We start from the raw sequence: 24,432 nt of genomic DNA, 5'->3' as shown, positions 1-24,432 counted from the left end.
CACCACCCCCACCCGGAAGGAGCGGCACGTGTCCAACACGCTCCGCCTCATCGGCCGGCGACTGCTGCAGCTGCCGCTGATGATCCTCGGCATCACGTTCCTGGTCTTCTTCGTGATGTCGTTCTCGCCCGTCGACCCGGCGCGCACCGCGCTCGGCGAGACCGCGTCCCCCGAAGCCCTCGAGGCCTACCGCGAAGAGCACGGACTGAACCTTCCGCTGTTCGTGCGCTACGTGAACTTCCTGTTCGGCCTCGTGCAGGGCGACCTCGGCACCTACTCCGCCCGCAGCCTGCCCGTGATCGACGAGGTGGCCCGCGCGTTCCCCGTGACCCTGGCGCTGACCTTCCTCGGCCTGCTCATCGCGGTGATCGTGGCGTTCGCGATCGGTGTGCTCGCCGCCGTCTACCGCGACCGCTGGCCCGACCAGGTCATCCGCGTGTTCGGCGTCGCCGCCCTCTCCACGCCCTCGTTCTGGCTCGCGATCCTGCTCATCCAGCTCTTCACGCTCGGGCTCGGACTGCTGCCGGCGTCCGGCCCCCTGCCCGACTTCTGGACCGATCCGTCGGGCTGGCTCGCCCGCATGACGCTCCCCGCCGTCGCCCTCGCCGTCCCCGTGATCGGCCAGCTCTCGCGCGTCGTACGCACCTCGATGGTCGAGGAGCTCGACCGCGACTACGTGCGCACCGCGCTCGGCGCCGGGATCCCCCGCGTGATCGTGGTCGGCCGCAATGTGCTGCGCAACGCCCTCATCACCCCCGTCACCGTGCTCGGCCTGCGCATCGGCTACCTGCTCGGCGGGGCCGTGGTGATCGAGATCATCTTCGCGATCCCCGGCATGGGAACGCTGATCCTCAACGGCGTCACCAACAACGAACCCAACCTCGTGCAGGGAGTGACGCTCGCGGTCGCCCTCGCGTTCGTCGTGATCAACATCATCGTCGACCTCCTGTACGTGCTCATCAATCCTCGAATCCGGGCGGTGTGACATGCGACGCAGACTCACGGAACGACTCTCCGTCCCCGGCCTCCGCTGGGGCCGCCTCTCCCTCGGCTCGATCATCTGCCTGACGGTGCTCGCGCTCATCGCGCTGGCCGCCGTCCTGGCGCCGCTGATCTCGCCCTACGACCCGCTGGCCTCGGGCACCCCCGTGCAGCCGCCGAGCCCCGAGCACTGGTTCGGCACCGACCGTCAGGGCCGCGACATCTTCTCGCGCCTGGTCTACGGCGCCCGCTACTCGCTCGTGATCGGCCTGGGCGCGACCCTCGTGGCCCTCGCCGTCGCCTGTGTGCTCGGCACGATCGCCGCGACCGCGCCCAAGTGGATCTCCGAGACGCTGATGCGCGTCATGGACGTCATCATGTCGTTCCCCGGCATCGCGCTCGCCGCCGTGTTCGTGGCCGTGTTCGGCAAGTCCCTCCCGGTGCTGGTCCTCACCATCGCGTTCCTCTATGTGCCCCAGTTGACCCGCATCGTGCGCGCCAACATCCTCGACCAGTACGGCGAGGACTACGTCTCCGCCGTGCGGGTGATGGGAGCGGGCACCCCGCGCATCATCGTGCGGCACGTCGCCCGCAACGCGATGGCCCCCGTGCTCGTGTTCGCCACGGTGCTCGTCGCCGACGCGATCGTGTTCGAGGCATCGCTGTCGTTCCTCCAGGCCGGGGTGCCCGACCCCGAGCCGTCCTGGGGCAACGTGATCGCCGCCGGCCGCAACCTCCTCATGAGCGGTGCGTGGTGGGCGACCTTCTTCCCCGGCATCCTCATCATGATCACGGTCCTGTGCCTCAACATCCTGTCCGAGGGCATGACCGACGCGATGGTGTCGCCGCGCGCCCGCAAGGTCACCGCGGACGCCGCGAACACCGAGGAGTCGACGCAGGAGCTGGAGGCCGCGGCCGCCCCCGACGACACGCACGTGATCCCCACCGTCGACACGTCCGTGAACCTGTCCGTGCCCAGCGGCGTGCCCGACGTGCTCGTGCCCACCGCCGAGGCCGTGCCGCTCGCCGCGCGCCTGGCCGAGCTGCGCGCCCGCGAGCTCGACCGCACCGACCGCCTCGTCTACACGGGCGACCAGGCCCCGCTGCTCGAGGTGCAGGACCTGTGCATCTCCTTCCCGCGACACGGCGACGTGAACGTGGTCGACCACGTCAGCTTCACCGTGCGCCCCGGCGAGACGATGTCGCTCGTGGGCGAGTCGGGCTGCGGCAAGTCCATCACCTCGCTCGCGATCATGGGCCTGCTCGACCCGAAGGCCGACCTCCGCGGACGCATCCTGTTCGACGGCAAGGACCTGCTGCAGATGTCCCCGAGGGAGCGCAACGCCCTCCGCGGACACGACATCGCGATGGTCTACCAGGACGCACTGAGCTCGCTGAACCCGGCGATGCTGATCCGCTCGCAGATGAAGCAGCTGACCTCGCGCGGCGGCACCCGCACCGCCGAGGAGCTGCTGGAGCTGGTCGGGCTCGATCCGCAGCGCACCCTCGCCTCGTACCCGCACGAGCTGTCGGGCGGTCAGCGGCAGCGCGTGCTGATCGCCATGGCCCTCACGCGCGACCCGCGCCTGGTGATCGCCGACGAGCCCACCACGGCCCTCGACGTGACCGTGCAGGCCCAGGTCGTGGAACTGCTGATGCGGCTGCAGCGCGAGCTCGGCTTCGCGCTCGTGTTCGTATCCCACGACCTCGCCCTGGTCGCGGAGCTGTCGCACCGCATCACCGTCATGTACGCGGGGCAGGTGGTCGAGCAGGGCACCACGCGCGAGGTGCTCACGCAGCCGGTGCACGAGTACACGCAGGGCCTCCTGGGGGCCGTGCTGTCGATCGAGGCCGGATCCGACCGGCTGCACCAGGTGTCGGGCGTCGTGCCGTCGCCACGCGACTTCCCCGCAGGCGACCGCTTCGCGCCGCGCTCGTCCGACCCCGCCCGGTACGCGGGTGTGGAGCCCGTGCGGCGGCACATCGAGGGCACAGAGCACTACTACTCCGCGCATCCCGACGATGCGCCCGTCGAGGCGATCGGAGCAGGACGATGAGCGACCCCGTCATCCAGCTGCAGGACGTGCACGTCCGCTACAAGACCCGGGCGTCATCGCTGTTCCGGCCCCGCTACGTCGACGCGCTCGACGGCGTCTCCCTCACGGTGCGCCGCGGCCAGACCCTCGGCATCGTGGGCGAGTCCGGATCGGGCAAGTCGACCTCGGCCAAGGTGCTGATCGGACTCGAGAAGCCCACCAGCGGGCAGGTCGTGTTCGACGGCGAGCCCGTGCGCTCGTTCACCCCCGCCGTGCGCAAGCGCCTCGGACGCATCCTCTCGGTGGTGTTCCAAGACCCCGCGACCGCGCTGAACGCCCGCATGACGGTGCGCGACGCGCTGCTCGACCCGCTGCAGGTCCACCGCCTCGGCACCGCCGCGACCCGGTCGCGGAAGGTGCGCGACCTGGTCGGGCTCGTCGGGCTCCCCGCCTCCGCGCTCGACGCCCTGCCCAGCCAGCTCTCGGGCGGGCAGCGGCAGCGCGTCGCGATCGCCCGTGCGCTGGTGCTCGACCCGCAGGTGATCGTCGCGGACGAGCCCACCTCCGCGCTCGACGTGTCGGTGCGCGCGCAGATCCTGAACCTGCTCACCGACCTGAAGGAGCAGCTCGGCCTCGGCATGGTCTTCATCTCCCACGACATCCAGACCGTGCGCTACCTCTCCGACGAGATCGCCGTGATGAACAGGGGGAAGGTCGTCGAGTTCGGCGACGCGGCCCGCGTGTTCGACGATCCCGCCGATCCCTACACCAGAACGCTGCTGGGCGCCGCGCCCTCGCTGCTCGAACCCCACCACTGAAACGACCGGAACACACACATGTCCTCTGCTTCCCCCGCCCCTTCGTTCTCCGGCGTCGTCCCTCCCGTCGCCACCCCGCTCCTGCCGGACGGCACGATCGACCACGCCTCCCTCACCCGGCTGGTCGAACGGCTGATCGACGAGGGCGTCTCCGGCCTCTTCGCGCTCGGCTCGACCGGGGAGACCGCGTACTTCACCGACGACCAGCGCGTCGAGCTGCTGCGCACGATCGTCGCCGCGAACGCCGGCCGGGTGCCGGTGATCGCGGGCGCCATCGAGCTGACCGCCCCGCGCATCATCGAGACCGCCCGCCGCCTGGTCGAGGCGGGTGCGCAGGCCATCGTCACCACCGCCCCGCTGTACACGCTCAACTCGGCCGCCGAGGTCGCCGACCACTTCCGCACCATCGCCGCCGCGATCGACGCCCCGCTGTGGGCCTATGACGTACCCGTCCGGGTGCACACGAAGCTCGGGGTCGACCTGCTCGTGCAGCTGGGCACCGAGGGCGTGATCCAGGGTGTGAAGGACTCCTCGGGCGACGACGTGTCGTTCCGCCGCCTGGTCGCCGCGAACGAGGCGGCCGGCCGCCCGCTGCAGCTGCTCACCGGGCACGAGGTCGTGGTCGACGCGATGGCCCTGGTCGGCGCGGCCGGCGTGGTCCCGGGCCTCGCGAACGTCGAGGCTGCGGGCTACGTGCGCCTGTGGAACGCCGCGCAGCAGGGCGACTGGACGGCCGCCCGCGCCGAGCAGGAGCGCATCAACCGCCTGTTCGACATCGTGTTCCAGCCGCGGGGCCTCTCCGGCGACGCGACCGGGGTCGGCGCGTTCAAGGCGGCCATGCACGCCCGCGGCATCATCGACCACGCGACCATGGCCGACACGGTGCAGGCGCTCGACGCCGACGCGGTCGCCGGCATCCGCGCCATCCTCGACGAGCTCGGGCTGCTCCCGGTCGCGGTGTGATGGGCGAGGTCGTCCTCGCCGTCGACATCGGCGGCACCAAGACGGCCGCGGCGGTCGCCGACCGTTCGGACGTGCTGCTGCGCACCGAGGTGGCCCCCACGCCCGCCGCCGAGGGGCCGGCCGCGGTCGTCGCGACCGTGGCCGCGCTGGCCGAGCGGCTGCTCCCCGATGGCACGACGCTCGCGGGTGTCGGCATCGGCACGGCCGGGGTCGTCGACGCGTCGACGGGCACCATCGTGTCGGCCACCGACACGTTCGCCGACTGGCCGGGCACCCCGCTCGCCGCCCTCGTGCGCGCGGCCCTCGGTCCGCGGCTGCAGCCCGACGCCGTGGTCGCCGTGCAGAACGACGTCGACGCCCATGCCGCCGGGGAGCACCGCCACGGCGCGGCGTCCGGGGCCGCGAGCGCCCTGATCGTCGCGGTCGGCACGGGCGTCGGCGCCGGGCTGATCCTCGACGGCCGCGCGGCGCGCGGCGCCCATCACGTGGCGGGCGAGATCGCGCACCTCCCGACACCCGGGGCCGAGCATCTGCGCTGCCCCTGCGGTCGCCGCGGTCACCTGGAGGCGATCGGCTCCGGCATCGGCATGCACCGGCACTTCCTGTCGCTCGGTGGCGACCCCACGATCCGCGACGCCCGCGGTGTCGCGACCGCGGCCGCCGCCGGAGACCCCGTGGCCCGGCGCGCGCTCGAGGAGTCCGCGGCCGCCGTGGGCCGTGCGCTCGCGGGTGCCGCCACGATCCTCGACCCGGAGCGCTTCGTCGTCACCGGGGGCGTGCCGAACATCGGCGAGGCGTGGTGGGGTCCGATGCGCGCCGCGTACCGCGCCGAGGCCATCGACGCGCTGCAGTCCACCCCGATCCTGCCGGGTGCGCTCGGCGATGACGCACCGCTGCGGGGAGCCGCCGCATCGGCCTGGAGGAACTCATGAGATTCACCGACACCATCGACCGGCTGCGCGGCGGCCTGATCGTCTCGTGCCAGGCCTACCCCGGCGAGGCCATGCGCGACCCGCGCACCATGGCGCAGGTCGCCGCGGCCGCCCTCGCCGGCGGTGCTGCGGGCATCCGGGTGCAGGGCATCGACGACATCCGCGCGGTCGCCGACCTCCCGGTGCCGGTCGTCGGCCTGTGGAAGGACGGCGAGTCCGACGTCTTCATCACCCCGACCCTGGCACACGCGCAGGCCGTGGCGGATGCCGGGGCCGACATCGTCGCGATCGACGGCACCCGTCGACCGCGGCCGGACGGCCTCACGCTCGCGCAGACGATCGCCGGGCTCCGCGCCCACACCGACGCGCTGATCATGGCCGACTGCGGCTCGCTCGACGACGCGGTCGCCGCGGAGGAGGCGGGGGCGGACCTGCTCGGCACCACGCTCTCCGGGTACACGGGCGAGCGGCCGAAGACCGACGGGCCCGACCTGGAGCTGATCGAGCTGATCGCCGGGCGCTGCACCCGTCCGATCGTGGCGGAGGGCCGCGTCCACCGCCCGGAGCACGCCGCCGCGGCCCTCCGCGCCGGTGCCGCCTCCGTGTGCGTGGGCACCGCGATCACGCACCCGTCCACCCTCACGTCGTGGTTCGTCGACGGCATCGCGGAGGCCAGGGCGTGACCGCACCGCTGCTCGTCAGCGCCTACCCGCTCTCGCCCGCCCACGCCCAGTGGGATCCGGCGCTGGAGGCCGAGCTGCTGCCGGCGCTCTGCGCCCTTCCCGGGGTCGCGGGGCTCGAGGTGCCGTGGATGGGCGGCCTCCACCCGCACGACGACGACTGGTTCCTCGCGCACGTGCCCGGGGTGCCGCTCGCGGTCACGCCCGTGCCGTTCGTGATGCGCCGCGTGGGGGAGGACCCCCGCTACGGTCTCGCGTCGCCCGACGCCGAGGGCCGCGCGGCCGCGGTCGCCGATCTGCGCCGGGTGGCCGCCGACGTCGTCCGGCTCCGCGACGAGAGCGCCGCCCACGTGGCGGTGGTCACGCTGCACACCGCGCCGCGCGCGACCGGAGACGCCGCCGCCCTCGCCCGGTCGCTCGACGAGGTGACCGCGCTCGACTGGTCCGGAGCCGTCCTGGCGATCGAACACTGCGACGCGCACGTGCCGGACCGGACGCCCGAGAAGGGGTTCCTGCCCCTCGCGGACGAGATCGCCGCGATCCGCCTCGCCGACGTCCCGGTGGGGCTGTGGCTGAACTGGGGGCGCTCCGCGATCGAGCTCCGCGATGCCGACGCGGTCACCGCGCAGATCGCCGACGCCGCGGCGTCCGGCCTGCTGACCGGGCTCGCCCTCTCCGGCGCCGCCCCCGTGGAGAGCCCCTACGGCTACCCGTGGATCGACGCGCACCTCCCGATCGCGGAGACCCACCCCGCGTCGCGCTCTCTGCTCGACCGCGCCCACGTCGCGGCGGCCCTCACCGCCGCCGGCGACGTCGCGTGGCTCGGCCTGAAGGTCGCGCGCCGCCCCGACGACCGCACGGTCGCCGACATCCTCCGCACCGCCTCCGCGAACCTGGACCTCGTGCGCGCCTCCGCCTGAGCCGTCGAAAACTCACAGCCCGCTCCCAGCCCCGCGGGACCGAAACGGGGACGGTACGGGTTCTCCTCTATGACGCCGCAGCCAGCGGCGCCGGACAAGGAGCCACTCATGTCGAACGACTACGGCAAGACCCCCGAGGCGGTCAGCGCCCTGACGAACCTGCAGTACGAGGTGACGCAGCAGGACGCCACCGAGCCGCCCTTCCGCAACGCCTACTGGAACACCCACGACGACGGCATCTACGTCGACGTGGTCTCCGGGCAGCCGCTGTTCTCGTCCCGCGACAAGTACGACAGCGGCACCGGCTGGCCGAGCTTCACGCGCCCGATCGACGCCGAGGCCGTGACCACCAAGACCGACCGAACGCTGTGGATGACCCGCACCGAGGCCCGCTCGACCGGAGCCGACAGCCACCTGGGTCACGTGTTCGACGACGGACCGGCGGCCGAGGGCGGCCTGCGCTACTGCATGAACTCCGCGGCCCTGCGCTTCATCCCGGCTGACAGGCTGGAGGAGGAGGGGTACGGTCGCTACAGCCGCCTCTTCGCCGCGGACCCCACCACGACACCCGACACCCCCGACACCGCTGAGGAGCAGTCATGACCGACACCGGAACCATCACCCGCACCCCCGGGACCGAGACCGCCGTGCTGGCGGGCGGCTGCTTCTGGGGCATGGAAGACCTGATCCGCCGCCAGCCCGGGGTGCTCGACACCCGCGTGGGCTACACCGGTGGCGAGAACGACCACGCCACCTACCGCAACCACCCCGGTCACGCGGAGGCGGTCGAGATCGTGTTCGACCCGACCCAGACGACCTACCGCGACATCCTCGCGTTCTTCTTCCAGATCCACGACCCGTCGACGCTGAACCGTCAGGGCAACGACATCGGGTCGAGCTACCGCTCCGCGATCTTCCCGCTCACCCCCGAGCAGGAGCAGGTCGCGCGCGACACGATCGCCGACGTCGACGCCTCCGGGCTGTGGCCGGCGAAGGCCGTCACCACCATCGAGCCCGCCGGGCCGTTCTGGCAGGCCGAGGAGGAGCACCAGGACTACCTGATCAAGTACCCGAACGGCTACACGTGCCACTTCCCGCGCGCGGGCTGGGTGCTGCCGAAGCGTGAGGACGCCACCGCGAGCTGACCGCGGTCAGCCTTCGGCGAAGAAGGCGAGCGCGGCTTCCTTGAAGTCGCGCGAGCCCGGCGCGTTGAAGTGATGCCGGTTCGGGATCTCCACGAACCGGCCGTCGGGGGCCGCGGCCGCCAGCGCCCGCGAGCCCTCGATGATCGCGTCTTTCGACCCGGTCGCGAACAGGATCGGCCGGGTCGGGGCGTCGGCCGGGTCGGGGTCGATCGTGCCGGAGCCGCGCAGCCCCTCCGCAAGCGCGACCAGGGCCCGCAGGTCGTTGCCGGGCACGCGCTCGGTCAGGGCGATGTAGTTCTGGGTGGTGCGGTCGGTCACCGGCGTGCCGTCGGCGAGATACGCCCGCACCTCGTCCAGGTCGAGCCGGGCCAGGGGGATGCCGTCGGGAACCCCTCCGAGCACCGCCCGGCCGATCCGGTGCGGGAGCTCCCGCACGACCTCCCAGCCGACGCGCGCACCCAGCGAGTAGCCCAGGTAGAAGGCGTCGTCGACGAGGTAGGTGTCCATCACCGTCTCCACGTCGGTCGCCAGGGCGCGGATCGCGTAGGCGTCGGCCTCGTGCGGCTTGTCGCTCTGGCCGTGCCCCCGCTGGTCCAGAGCCAGCACGCGGTAGCCGGCCGCGGTGAGCTCGCGCACCCAGCCCGTGAGCACCCAGTTGTCGCGCGCGCTCGACGCGAAGCCGTGCACCGCCACCACGACCGGGGCATCGAGCTCACCCCACGTGTAGGTCGCCAGCCGGGTGCCGTCGGGGGCGTACACGTGCTGGGGAGCGGGCATCGCGGTCAGGTCGGAGAGGGGAACGGCCACCCCTCCATCCTGCTCCCTCTCGCGCGGCAACGGCCGCACCGGCGACGAACCCCCTCCTGCGGGCACGGTGCAGAAGGGGGCGTTCGTCGGGGTCCCCGCCGGCGGCGCCCCTCCCCGGATGACGGAGGGAGGGGCGCCGACCCGGGTCAGACCCGGTCGCGGAGCGCGGCGCCGAGCTCGGCGTCCACGTTCGTCCAGTACTGGAAGAAGCGCTCGCGGATCGCGTCGATCGTGATCGAGCGGCCCTGGCCGGTCAGCGTCTCCAGGAAGCGGGCGCGCTGCTCCCCGTCGAACACCTCGCGGTAGAGCGTGCCGGCCTGGCCGAAGTCGTCGTCCTCGGCGTGCAGGGTCGCCGCGGAGCGCGTCAGCTCGCCGTCGGCCGCCCAGTTCGCCTCGACACCCTTCGCCGGGTCGGCCTCGGGGCCGCCGGCGGGGCCGAACGAGTTCGGCTGGTAGGTGCGGTGCGCGGCGTCGTTGTACTGATACCGCATCGAGCCCTCGTGCTGGTAGTTGCGCACCTCGGCCGCGTGCGGCTGGTTGACCGGCAGCTGGTTGTAGTTCGCGCCGATGCGGTGACGCTGCGCGTCGGGGTACGCGAAGATGCGGCCCATCAGCATCTTGTCGGGGGAGATGCCCGTGCCGGGCACCTGGTTGCCGGGCGCGAAGCCCGCCTGCTCGATCTGCGCGAAGAAGTTCTCCGGGTTGCGGTTCAGGGTCAGCGTGCCGACCTTGATGCGCGGGTAGTCCTTCTTCGAGATCGTCTTGGTCAGGTCGAACGGGTTGAAGCGGTAGTCCTTCGCCTCGTCGTACGGCATGATCTGCACGTACAGGTCCCACTTCGGGAAGTCACCCTGGGCGATCGACTGGAACAGGTCGCGGCGGTAGTGGTCGGCGTCGGTGCCGGCGAGCTTCTCTGCCTCCTCCGGGCTCATCGCCTCGACACCCTGGTGCGCCAGGAAGTGGTACTTCACCCAGAACAGCTCGCCCGCGGCGTTCACCCACGAGTAGGTGTGCGAGCCGTAGCCGTTCATGTGGCGCCAGCTGCGGGGGAGCCCGCGGTCGCCCATGAGGTACGTGACCTGGTGGGCGGACTCGGGCGAGAGCGTCCAGAAGTCCCACTGCATGTCGGCGTCGCGCAGACCGGAGTCGCCCAGGCGCTTCTGCGAGTGGATGAAGTCGGGGAACTTGATGGCGTCGCGCAGGAAGAACGTGGGGGTGTTGTTGCCCACGATGTCGAGGTTGCCCTCGGTCGTGTAGAACCGCAGCGAGAAGCCGCGCACGTCGCGCCAGGTGTCGGGGGAGCCCTGCTCGCCCGCGACGGAGGAGAAGCGGATCAGCGTCTCGGACGTGGCACCGGGCTGGAACACCGCGGCCCTGGTGTACTGCGACACGTCCTCCGTGACGACGAACTCGCCGAACGCGCCACCGCCCTTGGCGTGCGGGTTGCGCTCCGGCACCCGCTCGCGGTTGAACGAGGCGATCTTCTCGACCAGGTGCTGGTCGTGCAGCACGGTGGGGCCGTCGGCACCGACCGTGAGGGAGTGGGTGTCGCTCGCGATGGGCGTACCCGTCTGCGTCGTGGTGGCCGGACGGTTCGACCCGGTGGGGTTCGACATGGTGTTCTCCTTCTGCGCGCGGGCACGCCGAACAGCGCCGTCGGGGGACGGGCGGTCGGAGGCGGGCCTACGCGGCGTTCTGGCAGCTGGGGCACAGGCCCCAGAAGGTGACTTCGGCTGTCTGGACGGTGAATCCCCCCGTGGAGGAGGGGGTGAGGCACGGCGCCTCGCCGACGACGCAGTCCACGTCGCCGATCGCACCGCAGGAGGTGCAGACGACGTGGTGGTGGTTGTCGCCGATGCGCCGTTCGTAGAGCGCCGCGGATCCTGCCGGTTCGATCCGGCGGATGAGCCCCGCCGTCGTCAGGTCCGCGAGGATGTTGTGCACCGACTGGATCGACGTGGTCGGCAGCGACTCGGAGACCGCGCGGTAGACGCGCTCCGCATCCGTGTGGGCCATGGAGCCGAGAGCCTCGAGAACGGCGACGCGGCCCGCGGTCGCACGCAGCCCGGCGCCTCGCAGCGCCGAGTCGAGGTCTGTCTCCATGTCCTCGACTCTACACGTTCTTTTGAGTGACTCAAAAAGAGCATGCCGGCATGGCGAGTCGCCCCGGCGGCCGCGGGCCTCAGCGCCGCGTCACCGTGAAGCCCCGCCCCCGCACGCGCACGCGGCCGCCCGGGGTGCCGTTCCCGCGCGGTGCTCCGCTCTCGTCGTAGGCCGTGCCCGCTCCGGGCGCCAGGGGTGCCACGCGCTGCTGCTCCGCGGTCGCGTTGGCGTACAGCACCGCCGCGCCGCCCGTGGTCGCGTACACCGCCGTGGTCACGCGGGGTTGCACCACCAGCGCGTCCAGGCGCAGGTCGCCGCGGCTGGTGCAGCGCACGGTCACGGGGCCGTCCGGGAGTCCGCCGCCGAGAAGCTGCGGCACGAGCATGCCGTCCGCCTCCGTGAGTCCGCGGTCGCCCGTGCCCCCGGCCGCGGTCTCGGTGCTCCACAGCCGCCGTCCGCCGCGCCGCGCCTCCCACACCGCGGTCCCGGCGTCTGCGGCCTGCCGCCACACGAGCCCGTGCAGCACCCCGCCGGGCTCGGTGAGGTCGAACTCGACCCACTCGCCCTCGGGCACCCGCACGAACGCGCCGCCCGCGAGGTTGCCCTCGCCGGTCCACGCGCCGTCCGCGGGACGCTCGACCGTGCACCCGGGCGAGAGCCGTGCGGCCTCGGCGTCGAGCGCCCGCAGTCCCGCGAACGACGACAGCCCCGTGATCGAGGTCGCCAGCCGCGCCACGTCGGGGTTCGCGTCGAGCAGCTGCATCGTGAGCAGGCCGTGGATCGTCGACTCCGCGCCCGAGTTGCGGTTCACGCGGCCGTCGGTCTCGACGCCGTCGAAGGTCACGCCGGTCGCGGGGTCGTACACCGGCACGCCCGCGGTGTTGGCGCCGAAGAACCATCCCGCCGCGAGCCCCGCGATCACCCGCAGTCCCTCGCCGCCCGCGCTCGCCGCCTGCAGCGCCCCGGCCACGCGGCCGTGTGCGCCGTAGGCGATCTGCGCCTCGGCGGGCAGCGGCGCCCACGCGTTGTGCGGTCCGCCCGAGGTCAGCACCTGCGGCGTGAAGCGGGCCGCGTCTGCCACGGCGGCGGCGGAGAGGTCGGGGCGTCGCAGCACACCGCCCGCCCTGGCCAGCGCCTCGGGAGCCGCCGCGCCCCACGCGTGCCAGAACCCCAGCGAGCCCGTCCACGGCAGCACGGCCCCGAACGGCCAGCCCTGATCGGGGTCGGTCGCCATGGCCGCCACGCCCTCGGCGTACGTCTGCAGGGCCGTGCGACTGCGGTCGTCTCCGGCCTCCGCGGCGGCGGCGAGCCCGAGCATCGCCTCCGCGGTGGCGTCGGCGCCGCCCGCGATGAGCCACGCCGGCAGGTCGCGTCCGTCGCTGCGGACCCACTGCCCTGCACGGCCGAGCGACTCGCGCGCCAGCGCGTCCAGGCACAGGTGCAGCCGCGCTCGCAGGAACTCCGCGAAGGCGGGATCCTCCGTGCGGTACGCGGCGTATCCCTCTCCGAAGGCCCACACGGTGCGGGCCAGCCAGTACGACTCCGCCGAGTCCGAGGGGTCGGGCAGCTCCACCGGGATCGCGCTCGGCGTGAGTGTGCCGTCCTCCTGCTGCCACAGCACCACGCGTCCGGCGTTCGGCCCCGACACGGTCTGGAGGAACGCGAGGGAGCGGAGCACGTCGCGGGCGTCGTCGCGGCTCTGCGGGTCGCCCGTGGCGCGCCAGTCCCGCAGGAACACCACCGCGGCGCGGGCGATGTCGTCGGCGTTGTACGCGCCCTGCGACCAGTAGCCGGTGGCGGCGTCGCGCGTGCCGCCGCCGACGGGACGGTAGCCGCCCGCGCCGTCGGTGTCGGCGTAGGTCCACGGCGCCCGCACGACGGGGCGCTCCGCGATGCCCTCGGTGGTGTGCGTGTCGCTCGCGACCACCGGCACGTCGGCCAGCAGGAACCGCAGGTGCGCGAGGTTCGTGAGGCGGCGACCGCGGGCGCTGGCCGGGCGGAGGGCCGATCCGGCCGCGGTGCCCTGGGCCACCGCGGCGTCGACGGGCAGCAGCGCCAGGGCGGACGTGGTCGCGGCGAGCGTCAGGAAGGTGCGGCGCGTGGTCTCCATGGCCTCACTCCTCGCCCTCGGCCTCGCGCAGCGCGCGGCCCCACGGCTCCGCGGGGTCGTGGATCGCGACGGCCAGGGTCGTGTCGGACTGGCCGTAGTACGCGAACCACTTCCCGTGGAACTTCACCAGTCCCTCCACGAAGGTCACGTTCGACACCAGTCCGTGCAGATCCTCGAAGCTCTGCGGGCGCAGCCACGGCTCCTGCATCCGGGCGATGACCTTCGTCGGCTCGTCCGGGTCGATGGCGATCTGCCCGCAGCGGTAGTCGACGTCGACCGTGCCGTCGTCGTGCACCGTGCGTGTGGCGCCGTTGGTGAGCATCACCAGCAGCCCGTTGTCGGTGACCACGGGCGAGGTGCCGATCTCCACCAGCGCCTCGTCCCAGGTGCCGGGCGTGGGCGTGTACATCGGCTCGGTGTCGGGGGTGCCGGGTGTCCAGTGGATGAGGTCGTCGCTGGTCGCCCAGTAGATGCCGCCCTCGCCGAAGTACATCCACCACTTGCCGTGCATCTTCTGCGGGACGATCACCCCGGCCTTCGACCAGTTGAACCCGCGCGGGTCCATGGTCTTGAAGGTGTCGAAGTCGTCGAACAGCGGCCCGTGCCTGGTCCAGGTGCGCAGGTCGGTCGAGGTCGCCAGGCACAGCTGCGCGCTGTGACGGTCCCAGCCGGTGTAGGTGAGGTAGTAGGTGCCGTCGATCAGCGCGATGCGCGGATCCTCGCAGCCGTAACGCTCGTAGTCCTCGGCGGGGGAGAGGATCGGCGCGTCCTCGCGCGTGAACGTGACCCCGTCGCGGGAGCGGGCGAGCCCGATGTGCGACACGATGTCGTCGGCGTGCGCGCGGTACAGCAGCAGCACCTCGTCGCCGTCGACCAGGGCCGCCGGGTTGTAGAGGTTCGCCGACTCCCAGCTGTCGCCGCGCGGACGCAGGATCGGGTTCCCCTCGTAGGGGGTGAACGGACCGAGGGGGAAGGATGCTCCGGTGAACATGGATGCCCTTTCTGGCTAGCCCTTGACGGCCGCGCCGAGGTCGGTGGCCTTGAAGAAGCGCTGGAAGACGATGAACAGGATGACGACGGGGAATGCGAGTGCCGTGGCGCCCGCGAGGATCGCCCCGTTCGGGTTGGCGGTGGACTGCGCGACGTTGGAGATGTAGTTCGCGAGCGACACGGCGAGCGGCTGCAGCGACGCGTCCTTCGTGATGAGGAACGGCCACAGGAACTCGTTCCACGGGCCGATGAAGGTGACCAGCACCACGGTCACCAGCACGGGGCGGATGAGCGGGATCGCGACCGAGGTGAGCAGGCGGATCTCGCCCGCGCCGTCGATGCGCGCGGCTTCGAAGATCTCCGTGGGCAGCGCCCGGAAGAACTGCACGAAGATGAACACCGCGGTCGTGTTGATGAGGAACGGCAGGATCATGCCCAGGTACGAGTCGCCCAGACCGTAGTTGCGCGTGATCTGCACGTACAGCGGGATCATCAGCAGCTGGAACGGCACCATCTGCACGAGCAGCATCAGCACCCAGATCACGCCGCGGCCGCGGAAGTCGAGCCGGGCGATCGCATAGCCGGCGAGCAGCCCGAACACGACGGTGCCCAGCAGCACGCCGAGCGTGAAGATCATCGAGTTGACGAGCGAGCCGACCAGGTCGATGCGCGAGTCGATCGCGACGAAGTTGTCGACCGTCCACCCGCCCGTGGGGATGAGCTGGCTGGGCGAGTTCGTCGGGTTCTCCTGGAACGCGCCGACCAGCATGAAGTAGAACGGGAAGGCGAAGCCGATCGCCGCGATCGTGAGCGCGATCACGCTCAGCACGCGGGGCAGGGTGTTCTTCCGGCGCATCATCGCTCCCTCGTCGCGCGGTTGGCGGCCAGCGACAGCATCCCCACGAGCACCACCAGGATCATGCCGATCGCGGCCGCGGTGTCGGGGTTCTGCTGCTGGATGCCCAGCTGGTAGATGAGCAGCACCGGCGTGGTGGACGCGCCGTCCGGCCCGCCGCCGTTGGTGAGCAGGTACGGCTCGGTGAAGAGGTTCGCCCCGGTGATGATCGAGAGGATCAGCACGAGCGTGGTCGCACTGCGCACGCCGGGGACAGTCACGTTCCAGAACCGCGCGAGGGCGCCGGCGCCGTCGGTCTCCGCCGACTCGTACAGCTCCTTCGGCACGTTCTGCAGCGCCGCCAGGTACAGCAGGATGTAGAAGCCGAGCTGCTTCCAGGTGACGTAGAGCGCGATCATCGGCATGGCCAGCGCGCTGTTCACGAGCCACGACGGGTCGGGCGCGAGCGGCCCCAGGATCGTGTTGACGAGCCCGTTGCCCGAGAACAGCAGCATCCACACGCCCACCAGCGAGACGCTCGCGGTGAGGTACGGCACGTAGAAGGCCACGCGGTATGCGGCCACCCAGCGGATGCCGGTGTTCAGGGCGGCTGCGAGCACGAGCGCCAGCACCGCCGTGAGCGGCACGTTGATCACCAGGAACACGAGGGTGTTGCGGAACGCTCCGAGCACGCGCGGGTCGGTGAGCACCGTGACGAAGTTGTCGAAGCCGACGAAGGGCCGGTCGACTTCGGCGCCCGGCGCGGTGAAGAAGTAGTCGTGGAAGGCGATGTAGACCGCGAAACCGAGCGGATACGCGAAGATCGCGATCACGAACACGAGGTACGGCAGCGCGAAGAGGCCGCCGATCGGCTGCGCACCCAGCCACCGGGTGCGCAGCCGTCGGTTGTCGGTGGTCATGTCACTCGGCGACGAGCTCGTCGACCTTCGCGGCGGCGTTCTTCAGGAAGTCGGAGGTCGACTCCTTCGCGAAGATCACCGCGGACGAGTACTCGTCGCGGAACGCCTGCCAGGCCTCCACCGAGTTCGGGATGCTGGGCACGTCGGCCGTGTTCTCCGCCTGCTCCGCGAACGCCACATAGTTCGGGTTGGCGGAGAAGTAGTCGGCGTACGTGTCGGTGAGGTCCGTGCGCATCGGCATCTGGCCGGTCGCCTCGAGCAGCTGGCCGTCGGCCTCCTCGCTCGTGGAGAACTTCAGGAACTCCCACGCGGTCGCCTGGTTCTCGCAGGCGGTGAACATCGACACGCTCTTGGAGTCGGCGAACGTGGTGGGGTTCTCCCGGCCGTCGCTGGTCGGCACGGGCATGAAGCCCACGTCGACCGTCTCGGCGTACGACGGGATGGCCCAGGGGCCGGCGAGCTGCATGGCCGTGGTGCCGGCGGACATCGCGTCGTCGGTCGCCGCCTCGTTCGGCGCGAGCTTCTCCTCGTACACGGTGGCCCAGAAGTCGGCCACGGTCTTGCCGTCGTCCGAGTCGAACGTGGCCTTGCCGTCCTCCACGAGCATGGTGCCGTCGGTCTCGGCGAGGTACAGCGGATAGAAGTCGAACCACGGCTGGTAGAACTCGCTCGTCGGCGCGGGCCAGATGGCGCTCTGCACGCCCGAGTCGACGATGGCGCGCGCCCCCTCCAGGAACGCGTCGTACGTGTTCATCTGCGGGTCCTCGGGGTCGAGCCCGGCGGCCTGGAACAGGGTCTTGTTGTACATGACCATGACCGGGTTCGACTTCCACGGCAGCTGGTAGTACTTGCCGTCCGTGGCGTAGGGCTCGACGTCGCCGCTGCGCTCGGTGATGTAGTCGCTGCCGCCGTCCATCGAGCTGAGGTCGACCAGGCCGCCCTGCTTGACCCAGCCCGACACGGCCGCCGGCGCGACGTTGTAGACCAGGCACGGGGCGGTCCCGGCGGTGATCGCCGCGGTGATGGCCTCCTCCGAGGACGAGCCTGCCGGGATCTCCTGCGCGGTGACCTTCTCGTCGGGGTGCTCCTCGTTCCAGGCGTCGACGACCGCCTGACCCCAGGCGACCTCCTGCTCGTTGTTCGACAGCCAGATGTCGATGGGGCCGGTGCCCTCGGCGGAGCCTTCGCCGCCTCCGCCGCCGGACGAGCATCCGGTGACGACGAGCGCGACGGCGCCCACGAGTGCTGCTGCGCGGATCTTCTTCATGGTGTCCTCCTTGACGCGATGGGTGGTGCGGGGGGCTCAGGAGCCGGTGCTCTCCCGGAAGTGCACGACGTTGCAGTCCACGACCTCGGTGCGCGGTTCGGCGCCGAGGATGCTCTCCTGCAGCAGCCGGGCGGCCGCGCGGCCTCGGGCGGCCGGGTCGGACGACACGCTCGTGAGCGCGGGGGAGAGGTGGGCGGAGAGGTGGTCGTCGTCGAAGCCGGAGATGGCCAGGTCGCGGGGGATGGCGAGACCCTGCGAGCGGGCGAGGGAGAGCCCGGCGATGGCCATGGTGTCGTTCGAGTAGAGGATCGCCGTGGGGCGGTCGGGCAGCGCGAGCAGTTCCTCGGTCACGTCGCGCCCGCTCGCGGCGGTGAAGTCGCCCTCGCGCAGCAGCTCGTCGGAGCCCGCGGCCTCGGTGTAGGCGGCGGCACGGGCGGCCGAGTGCACGTAGTCGAGCGGGCCGGACACGTGGGCGATGCGGGTGTGCCCTGCGGCGCGGAGCCGGTCGAGGATCTCGCGCATCGGCGCGGCGTCGTCGGTGCGCACGCACGAGAACGGGCTGGGCTGGTCGTAGGCGCCGACGAGCACGGTGGGCAGCCCGAGCTCGTCGAGGAAGGGCACGCGCCAGTCGTCGGTGCGCAGGTCGAGCAGCAGCGCGCCGTCGGCCCGGCCGCGGGCGAGCGTGCGGTACGCGCGCTCCTCGGCCTCGCGACCCTGCACCACCTGGAGCACGAGCGCGGTCTCGGTCTCGGCGAGCACCGACTCGACCCCGGCGATGAACGCGGGGAAGAACGAGTCGTTCGCGATGACCTCGGGGTCGCGCGCGAGGACGACGGCGATCGCGTTGGCGCGGCGCGTGGCGAGGGCTCTGGCGCTCTGGCTCGGAGCCCAGTCGAGCTTGCGGGCCGCGGCGAGCACCTTCGCCCTGGTCTCCTCGGAGATGGGGCGATTGCCGCTGAGCGCGTGCGACACGGTGGCCTTGGTGACGCCGGCCTCGCGGGCGACGTCGGCGATCGTGGTGCGGCCCATGCCGCCTCCTCGCGGGTGTCGGGCTCACTCGGGTGCGTGAACCGGTTTGACGAGTGTAAACCGGTTTGACGACAAGCGTCAAGAGCGGGATCGCGGACGAGCGGAGGTCAGACGAACCGGACGGTCTGCTGCAGGCGCGTGCGCACGTCGAACAGCTCGTTGCCGCCGATCGCCCTGGCCCCCGGCACCCCCTGGCGCAGCACCATCGCCAGCGCACTGCGCCGCACCACCACGACCGGAACCCCGCGGCTGCTGCCGAGCGGGGTCACCGCCTGCGCCAGATCGTCGTCCGGCAGCACCACGATCGCGCCGCCGAACCTGACCTTCGCGGCCTTCGCCACCTGACGCATCCGGCCGAGCGCCGCCGTCACCGGAGCCCTGGTGCCCAGACTCGGGCCGGTGATCTCGCCGCGGCGGAAGCCCACCACCCCGCCGAAGTCCTCCGACATGATGCCGTACAGGCCCGAGGGGCTGAGCACCACGTGGTCGAGCTTGTCGTCGGGCGTCTGCCCGGCCGCGACGTCGTGCCACACGGTGAAGCCCATCCCGAGGTCGGACACCGTGCGCGCGGTCGCCTCCTCCGCGAGGGCGTCGGCCAGCATGCGCCGCAGCTCCCGCGGCGCGGCCCGCACGAGAGCCGGCGCGTACGGGTCGGGCACCTCCACCCCGTGGCCCGCCCACTCCCGGATGAGCGTGAGGTAGCGCTCGCGGCGCCATCCGCCGGGCTGTCCGTACGACCGCGCCCGCGGACGGGTGTCGGTGCGCGCGGTCTGCGGTCGCCAGCCGCTCCACTCGGCGCCGTCGTCGGTCACGCCCGTGCGGCGGTCGTAGGCCGCGCGACCCTCCGCCGTGCCGATCAGCTCCCACGCCCGCTGCACCTGGATGAACACCGCGGCGTCGCCGCCCGTGTCGGGGTGCGTCTGGCGGAGGCGGAGGCGGTAGGCCCGGCGCAGCTCCGCGTCGTCGACGGACGGGTCGACCTCGAGGATCTCGTACGGCGAGGCCGAGAGCGGACTGTCGAACATCGCTCTCCTTCCGCGACCGCGGCGTCCAGGATAGCCGCCGCGCGTATGCGCCCGCCGGGAGTGCCGGTCAGGCGGGCACGTCGACCACGCGCTCGACGCCGGTCTCGAGGCGCACGGCTCCGGCCGACGCGGCGGCGAGGTCGTCGGACAGTCGCGGCAGCTCCTCCGCAGGAACCCACAGCTCTAGGCGCGCAGCCTCCCCGTAGCGCGGCGTGCCGAGGGTCGCGCCGTGCTGCTGCGCCCACTCCCGCAGCAGGTTGTCGTAGCGCCCGGCGTCGGCGTGGGGCACCTCGACCGTGGTCTGGGTCAACGCCCGTCGGTGCACGAGCGCCGCGCGGTCGAGGGCTTCCGACACTGCGGAGCCGTACGCGCGCACGAGCCCGCCCGCCCCGAGCTTCACCCCGCCGAAGTAGCGCGTCACGACCGCGACCACGTCGGTCAGTTCCCGCCGGCGCAGCACCTCCAGCATCGGCACTCCCGCGGTGCCCGACGGCTCGCCGTCGTCGGAGGAGCGGGCCTGATCGCCGCGCAGCCCCGTGACCATGGCCGTGCAGTTGTGGTTCGCGTCCCACGCGCGCTTGCGCACGGCCGCGATCACGGTCTCCGCGTCGGCCACCGACGCCACGGGCGCGACCAGCGTCAGGAAGCGCGACTTGCGGATCACGAGCTCGTGCTCCACCGGGGCCGCGATCGTCGCGGGGTAGGGGTGGGCGGCGGTCACGGCCTCACGATACCGAGGTCGTCCGCCGCCTCCGTCGAACGATGGACGCACGGGCGGGCCGTCGGGGGAAGAATGTGAGCATGTCGTCGCCAGAGCCCGCACCGCGCCCCGGCACCGGTCGGTGGTCGTGGGCGACACTGGTGGGCTCGATCCGCGTGGGTCAGGCGGTCATCACCGCGGTGCTGCTCGCGGTCGGCGTGGTCAGGGCGGCGATCGACGGCGTGCCGCTGCCGTGGGTGCTCGCCCTCGGACTGGTGTTCCTCGGGTGGTACGGCGGCGGGCTGCTGCTCGGCGAGCGCACGGCCGACCGGAGCCTCGCGACCTGGTGGCTGCTCGGCCTCACCCTCATCTGGCTCGGGGCCGTGGTCGTGTCGCCGGAGTTCGTGTGGCTGGCGTTCGCGCTGTGGCTGCTCGCCGGGTTCATCCTGCCGCTGCGGTGGGCGGTGCCCCTCAGCGTGCTCGTGCTCGCGGTGGTGATCCTCGCCCCGGTCGTGCACACCGGAGAGACGACGTACGCCAACGTGATCGGTCCTCTCGTGGGCGGGGTCTTCGCGCTCGGCATCTCCCGGGGCTACCTCGTGCTGGTGCGCGACGGCCGGGAGCGACGGCGGCTGATCGCCTCGCTCGTGGCCACGCAGGAGGAGATGGCCGCGGTGCAGGACGAGCTCGCCCGCATGCAGCGCGAGTCGGGGGCGAGCGCCGAACGCACCAGGGTGTCGCGCGACCTGCACGACACCGTCGCGCAGAGCCTGTCGTCGGTGGGGATGCTGTCACGCGCGGCGCTCGCGGGCGACGACCAGGAACAGCGCACCAGGGCGCTCGAACAGATCGGTGCGCTCGCAGCCGAGGGGCTGGCCGACGCGCGGCGCATCGTGAACGACCTGATGCCCGCGGAGCTGGAGTCCACCGCGCTCGCCGACGCCCTCGCGCGGATGCTCGACCGCCTGTCGGACGAGACCGGCATCGACACGACCCTGCACGCCGACAACGAGCTGCCGCCGCTGGGCATCGACGCCGAGATCGCGCTGCTGCGGACGGCGCAGTCGGCCCTCGCGAACGTCCGCACGCACGCCGGCGCCTCCCGCGTCGTGGTGACCCTGGCGGATGCGGGCGACGCCGTGCGGCTCGACATCGTCGACGACGGGGCGGGTTTCGACGCGTCCCGGTGGGATGCGCGCGGCACGACGGGGGCGGGCGGCGGCTACGGGTTGCGCTCGATGCGGGCGCGGCTGCGGGAGCTCGGCGGAGGCCTCGACGTGGAGAGCGCCCCGGGCGACGGGACGGCCCTCTCGGCGCACGTGCCGCTGCGGACCGCGGGCCCCCGGGAGACGGGAGCGCTGCGGTGACCGCGGTGCGGGTGCTGCTCGTCGACGACCACCCCATCGTCCGCGCGGGGGTGCGGTCGCTGTTCGACCACCGCGACGACGTGGAGGTCGTGGGCGAGGCGGCGTCGGGGGAGGAGGCGGTCGCCCTCGCGCGGCACCTGCACCCCGACGTGGTGCTATGCGACCTGCGGCTGGGCGCGGGCATGGACGGCGTGCAGACCACGGCGGCATTGCGTGCGCAGGACCCCGCCCCCGCCGTGCTCATCCTGACCACGTTCGACCGCGACGCCGAGATCCTTGGGGCGGTCGAGGCGGGCGCCGCGGGCTACCTGCTGAAGGACATCGCCCCGGACGACATCGTGCGTGCGGTGCGTGCGGCCGCGTCGGGCGGGCTCGTCCTCACGCCGGAGCTCAGCGAGCGCGTCGGCCAGGTGCTGCGGGCACCCCGGGTGCGTCTGACCGACCGGGAGCTCGACGTGCTGCGGCTGCTCGCCACGGGCGCCTCGAACCGCGAGATCGCGAAGACCCTGTTCGTGACGGAGGCCACGGTCAAGACCCACCTCGTGCACGTGTTCGAGAAGCTCGGCGCGGACAGTCGCGCCAGGGCCGTGGCGATCGCGCGCGAGACGGGCGTGATCTGAGCCCCGCATCTCCACCGTTCGATGGATCCGCGGATTCCCGGCCCGACGGAGGCTGGGGGTGACCCGAAAGGAACACCCATGCGCCGACTCTTCTACGCCGCGTTCGCCTCCATGCTCGCCGGGGTCGCCTCCGGCCTCTTCTACCGCGAGTTCACCAAGCTCAACGACTTCCCCGAGGGCGCCCCGACGCAGCTCGGGCTCGTGCACACCCACCTGCTGGTGCTGGGCTTCGTGGTCTACCTGATCGTGCTGCTGCTGGAGCGGGCGTTCACGCTCTCCGCGAGCCGCCTGTTCGGCTGGTTCTTCTGGCTCTACACCGCCGGACTCGTGCTCACCTCGGCCATGCTGCTGTGGCACGGCTCCCTGACGGTGCTCGGCCTGGAGTCGTCCAAGATGATCGCCGGCATCGCCGGACTGGGCCACATGCTGCTCACGGCCGGGATGGTGCTGCTGTTCCTCGCTCTGCGCAAGCGCCTGCCCGCCGCGCGACCCGTCGCAGCACCCGTGTCCGCCACCGCGAGCGTCTGACCTCGCCGCAACTCCCCAGAACCGCGGCGTCACACGCGAATCGGCGGGCTCCCCTCCCGGGGGCCCGCCGATTCTGCGCAGTCGCGTGCGTCTAGTGTGCGTCGATGGTCTCGTCGCGCAGGTAGGCGATGTGCGCCTCGTGCCGGGCGATGTGATGGGGCGACTTGCGCACGAACACCCACGCGACGATGAGGATCGCGAACCAGATCGGCGTGACCAGGAGGGCCGTCAGCGTGTCGGGCTGGGTGGTGAGCGCCCACAGGATGAAGACGAAGAAGGCGAGCACCACGAGCACCATGAACACGCCGCCGGGCATCTTGAACGCCGAGGCCGCGGCCTTCTCCGGACGGGTGCGCCGGTACTTCAGGTAGCTGCACAGGAAGATCGTCCACACGAACATGAAGCACACCGCCGACACCGTGGTCACCATGTCGAACGCGGTGCCGATGTCCTTGCCCGCATAGAGCAGCACCACGCCCGACAGCAGCAGGATGCAGGAGAGGAACAGGGCGTTCTGCGGCACGCGGCGCTTCGACAGGCGGGCGAACATTCGCGGCGCATCGCCGTCCTGCGCGAGGCCGAACACCATGCGCGAGGTCGAGTAGATGCCCGAGTTCGCGCTCGACATGGCCGAGGTGAGCACCACGAGGTTGACGACGGTCGCGGCGATGCCGAGGCCGGCGAGGGCGAACATCGCGATGAAGGGGCTCTCCCCGGCCACGTACTCGGTCCACGGGGTGACCGCCATCAGCACGATCAGCGCGCCGACGTAGAACAGCAGCACGCGGATCGGGATCGCGTTGATCGCCTTCGGGAGGTTGCGCTTCGGGTCTTTGGTCTCGGCGGCGGCGGTGCCCACGAGTTCGATCCCGACGAACGCGAACACCGCGATCTGGAAGCCCGCGACGAAGCCCATGAACCCGTGCGGGAACATGCCGCCGTGCTCCCACAGGTTCGAGAAGCTCGCGGTGCCGGCGTCGTGCTGGAAGCCGGTGAACACCATCACCAGACCCGTCGCGATGAGCGCCACGATCGCCACGATCTTGATGAGCGCGAACCAGAACTCCATCTCGCCGAACGCGGCGACGGTCGGCAGGTTCAGCGCGAGCAGGATCACCACGACCAGCAGGCCGGGGATCCACAGCGGGATGCCGGGGATGAGCGCATCCGTGTACCCGGCGATCGCGATCACGTCGGCGACACCGGTGACCACCCAGCAGAACCAGTAGGTCCAGCCGGTGAAGAACCCGGCCCAGGGCCCGAGCAGATCGCTGGCGAAGTCGCTGAACGACTTGTACTTGAGGTTCGACAGCAGCAGCTCACCCATCGCCCGCATGACGAAGAAGAGCATGAACCCGATGATCATGTAGACGAAGATCACCGAGGGCCCGGCGACCGAGATCGTCTTGCCGCTTCCCATGAACAGGCCGGTGCCGATGGCGCCGCCGATGGCCAGCAGCTGGATGTGCCGGTTGCTCAGTGCCCGCCGCAGGTGCTGCTCGCTCCCCGCATCGGCGGTGGCCCCCGTGCTGTTGATCGCCCCCGTGTCTTCCTTCGTCACGCTGTCTCCTCCGGTCTTCGTCGACACGCCGCGACACTCGCGTGCCGGCGACTGATGCAGAGTAACCACCGCGGTGCGCTCGCCCGAAATCGGCA

General features: G+C 71.8%; 24 protein-coding genes. 12 read left to right on the top strand and 12 right to left on the bottom strand.

The annotated features are described in order from the left end of the window. The first annotated feature begins 28 nt into the window (after nucleotides 1-28). The 9 genes from KZC56_RS04615 (at nucleotide 29) to msrA (ending at nucleotide 8,475) form a co-directional block, all read left to right on the top strand. Nucleotides 29-985 carry an ABC transporter permease gene (locus KZC56_RS04615; protein ID WP_136031948.1) on the top strand — a complete coding sequence of 319 codons (957 nt, stop codon included), beginning with the start codon at nucleotides 29-31 and terminating at the stop codon, nucleotides 983-985. A 1-nt stretch (nucleotide 986) separates the two neighbouring features. Beyond that, entirely contained in the window at nucleotides 987-3,038 is a 2,052-nt protein-coding gene (locus KZC56_RS04610; protein ID WP_247637974.1) for a dipeptide/oligopeptide/nickel ABC transporter permease/ATP-binding protein, read from the top strand. Next, complete coding sequence (locus KZC56_RS04605) at nucleotides 3,035-3,835, top strand: ABC transporter ATP-binding protein (RefSeq protein WP_136035577.1); 801 nt, start codon at nucleotides 3,035-3,037, stop codon at nucleotides 3,833-3,835. Before KZC56_RS04610 ends, KZC56_RS04605 begins: the two co-directional genes overlap by 4 nt. 18 nt (nucleotides 3,836-3,853) lie before the next feature. Next, nucleotides 3,854-4,798 (top strand): dihydrodipicolinate synthase family protein, encoded by a 945-nt coding sequence (locus KZC56_RS04600; RefSeq protein WP_136035578.1) that lies wholly within the window; start codon nucleotides 3,854-3,856, stop codon nucleotides 4,796-4,798. Continuing rightward, complete coding sequence (locus tag KZC56_RS04595; protein WP_247637973.1) at nucleotides 4,798-5,730, top strand: ROK family protein; 933 nt, start codon at nucleotides 4,798-4,800, stop codon at nucleotides 5,728-5,730. Before KZC56_RS04600 ends, KZC56_RS04595 begins: the two co-directional genes overlap by 1 nt. After that, nucleotides 5,727-6,413 carry an N-acetylmannosamine-6-phosphate 2-epimerase gene (locus KZC56_RS04590; RefSeq protein WP_247637972.1) on the top strand — a complete coding sequence of 229 codons (687 nt, stop codon included), beginning with the start codon at nucleotides 5,727-5,729 and terminating at the stop codon, nucleotides 6,411-6,413. Before KZC56_RS04595 ends, KZC56_RS04590 begins: the two co-directional genes overlap by 4 nt. Continuing rightward, nucleotides 6,410-7,330 carry a DUF4862 family protein gene (locus KZC56_RS04585; RefSeq protein ID WP_247637971.1) on the top strand — a complete coding sequence of 307 codons (921 nt, stop codon included), beginning with the start codon at nucleotides 6,410-6,412 and terminating at the stop codon, nucleotides 7,328-7,330. The genes KZC56_RS04590 and KZC56_RS04585 overlap by 4 nt, the downstream gene beginning before the upstream one ends. A 108-nt stretch (nucleotides 7,331-7,438) precedes the next feature. Then, nucleotides 7,439-7,933: a peptide-methionine (R)-S-oxide reductase MsrB gene (msrB, locus tag KZC56_RS04580; RefSeq protein ID WP_136028559.1), complete on the top strand. Its 495-nt coding sequence runs from the start codon at nucleotides 7,439-7,441 to the stop codon at nucleotides 7,931-7,933. Then, nucleotides 7,930-8,475 (top strand): peptide-methionine (S)-S-oxide reductase MsrA, encoded by a 546-nt coding sequence (gene msrA / locus KZC56_RS04575; protein ID WP_136028560.1) that lies wholly within the window; start codon nucleotides 7,930-7,932, stop codon nucleotides 8,473-8,475. The genes msrB and msrA overlap by 4 nt, the downstream gene beginning before the upstream one ends. A 6-nt stretch (nucleotides 8,476-8,481) precedes the next feature. On the opposite strand, the gene KZC56_RS04570 is transcribed toward msrA, so the two are convergent. From KZC56_RS04570 to KZC56_RS04520, 11 genes are all read right to left on the bottom strand, one after another. Further along, nucleotides 8,482-9,282: an alpha/beta fold hydrolase gene (locus KZC56_RS04570; protein WP_136028561.1), complete on the bottom strand. Its 801-nt coding sequence runs from the start codon at nucleotides 9,280-9,282 to the stop codon at nucleotides 8,482-8,484. A 146-nt stretch (nucleotides 9,283-9,428) separates the two neighbouring features. After that, on the bottom strand, nucleotides 9,429-10,898 hold the full coding sequence (locus KZC56_RS04565) for a catalase (protein ID WP_136028562.1): 1,470 nt from the start codon (nucleotides 10,896-10,898) through the stop codon (nucleotides 9,429-9,431). A 67-nt stretch (nucleotides 10,899-10,965) separates the two neighbouring features. Then, nucleotides 10,966-11,385 carry a Fur family transcriptional regulator gene (locus tag KZC56_RS04560; protein WP_136028563.1) on the bottom strand — a complete coding sequence of 140 codons (420 nt, stop codon included), beginning with the start codon at nucleotides 11,383-11,385 and terminating at the stop codon, nucleotides 10,966-10,968. A gap of 79 nt (nucleotides 11,386-11,464) precedes the next feature. After that, nucleotides 11,465-13,495, bottom strand: coding sequence for a hypothetical protein (locus KZC56_RS04555; RefSeq protein WP_247637970.1), 2,031 nt, complete (start codon nucleotides 13,493-13,495; stop codon nucleotides 11,465-11,467). Nucleotides 13,496-13,499: 4 nt separating this feature from the next. After that, nucleotides 13,500-14,486, bottom strand: a complete 987-nt coding sequence (locus tag KZC56_RS04550) for a glycoside hydrolase family 130 protein (protein ID WP_247637969.1) — start codon at nucleotides 14,484-14,486, stop codon at nucleotides 13,500-13,502. 15 nt (nucleotides 14,487-14,501) lie between these two features. Next, entirely contained in the window at nucleotides 14,502-15,344 is an 843-nt protein-coding gene (locus tag KZC56_RS04545; protein WP_136028565.1) for a carbohydrate ABC transporter permease, read from the bottom strand. Beyond that, nucleotides 15,341-16,240 (bottom strand): carbohydrate ABC transporter permease, encoded by a 900-nt coding sequence (locus KZC56_RS04540; protein WP_136028566.1) that lies wholly within the window; start codon nucleotides 16,238-16,240, stop codon nucleotides 15,341-15,343. The genes KZC56_RS04545 and KZC56_RS04540 overlap by 4 nt, the downstream gene beginning before the upstream one ends. Nucleotide 16,241: 1 nt before the next feature. Further along, nucleotides 16,242-17,507 (bottom strand): ABC transporter substrate-binding protein, encoded by a 1,266-nt coding sequence (locus tag KZC56_RS04535; RefSeq protein WP_206252255.1) that lies wholly within the window; start codon nucleotides 17,505-17,507, stop codon nucleotides 16,242-16,244. A 36-nt stretch (nucleotides 17,508-17,543) separates the two neighbouring features. After that, the gene (locus tag KZC56_RS04530; protein WP_247637968.1) at nucleotides 17,544-18,536 is read right to left on the bottom strand and encodes a LacI family DNA-binding transcriptional regulator; all 993 of its coding nucleotides are present in this window, start codon (nucleotides 18,534-18,536) and stop codon (nucleotides 17,544-17,546) included. Nucleotides 18,537-18,643: 107 nt separating this feature from the next. After that, nucleotides 18,644-19,561 carry a J domain-containing protein gene (locus tag KZC56_RS04525; RefSeq protein WP_136028569.1) on the bottom strand — a complete coding sequence of 306 codons (918 nt, stop codon included), beginning with the start codon at nucleotides 19,559-19,561 and terminating at the stop codon, nucleotides 18,644-18,646. Between the two features lie 67 nt (nucleotides 19,562-19,628). Further along, nucleotides 19,629-20,282, bottom strand: coding sequence for an IMPACT family protein (locus KZC56_RS04520; protein ID WP_247637967.1), 654 nt, complete (start codon nucleotides 20,280-20,282; stop codon nucleotides 19,629-19,631). Between the two features lie 80 nt (nucleotides 20,283-20,362). On the opposite strand from KZC56_RS04520, the gene KZC56_RS04515 reads away from it, so the two are divergent. The 3 genes from KZC56_RS04515 (at nucleotide 20,363) to KZC56_RS04505 (ending at nucleotide 22,776) form a co-directional block, all read left to right on the top strand. Further along, nucleotides 20,363-21,628, top strand: coding sequence for a sensor histidine kinase (locus KZC56_RS04515; protein WP_247637966.1), 1,266 nt, complete (start codon nucleotides 20,363-20,365; stop codon nucleotides 21,626-21,628). Next, nucleotides 21,625-22,248, top strand: a complete 624-nt coding sequence (locus KZC56_RS04510; protein WP_136028572.1) for a response regulator — start codon at nucleotides 21,625-21,627, stop codon at nucleotides 22,246-22,248. The genes KZC56_RS04515 and KZC56_RS04510 overlap by 4 nt, the downstream gene beginning before the upstream one ends. 78 nt (nucleotides 22,249-22,326) lie before the next feature. After that, nucleotides 22,327-22,776, top strand: a complete 450-nt coding sequence (locus tag KZC56_RS04505) for a DUF2871 domain-containing protein (RefSeq protein WP_136028573.1) — start codon at nucleotides 22,327-22,329, stop codon at nucleotides 22,774-22,776. Nucleotides 22,777-22,867: 91 nt separating this feature from the next. Here KZC56_RS04505 and cycA read toward each other — a convergent pair whose 3' ends face one another. Next, nucleotides 22,868-24,313 (bottom strand): D-serine/D-alanine/glycine transporter, encoded by a 1,446-nt coding sequence (cycA, locus tag KZC56_RS04500; protein WP_247638857.1) that lies wholly within the window; start codon nucleotides 24,311-24,313, stop codon nucleotides 22,868-22,870. Nucleotides 24,314-24,432 lie beyond the last annotated feature (119 nt).

The organism is Microbacterium sufflavum, assembly GCF_023091155.1.
GTDB lineage: Bacteria > Actinomycetota > Actinomycetes > Actinomycetales > Microbacteriaceae > Microbacterium > Microbacterium sufflavum.
This window is presented reverse-complemented; position numbering and strand designations above follow the sequence as displayed.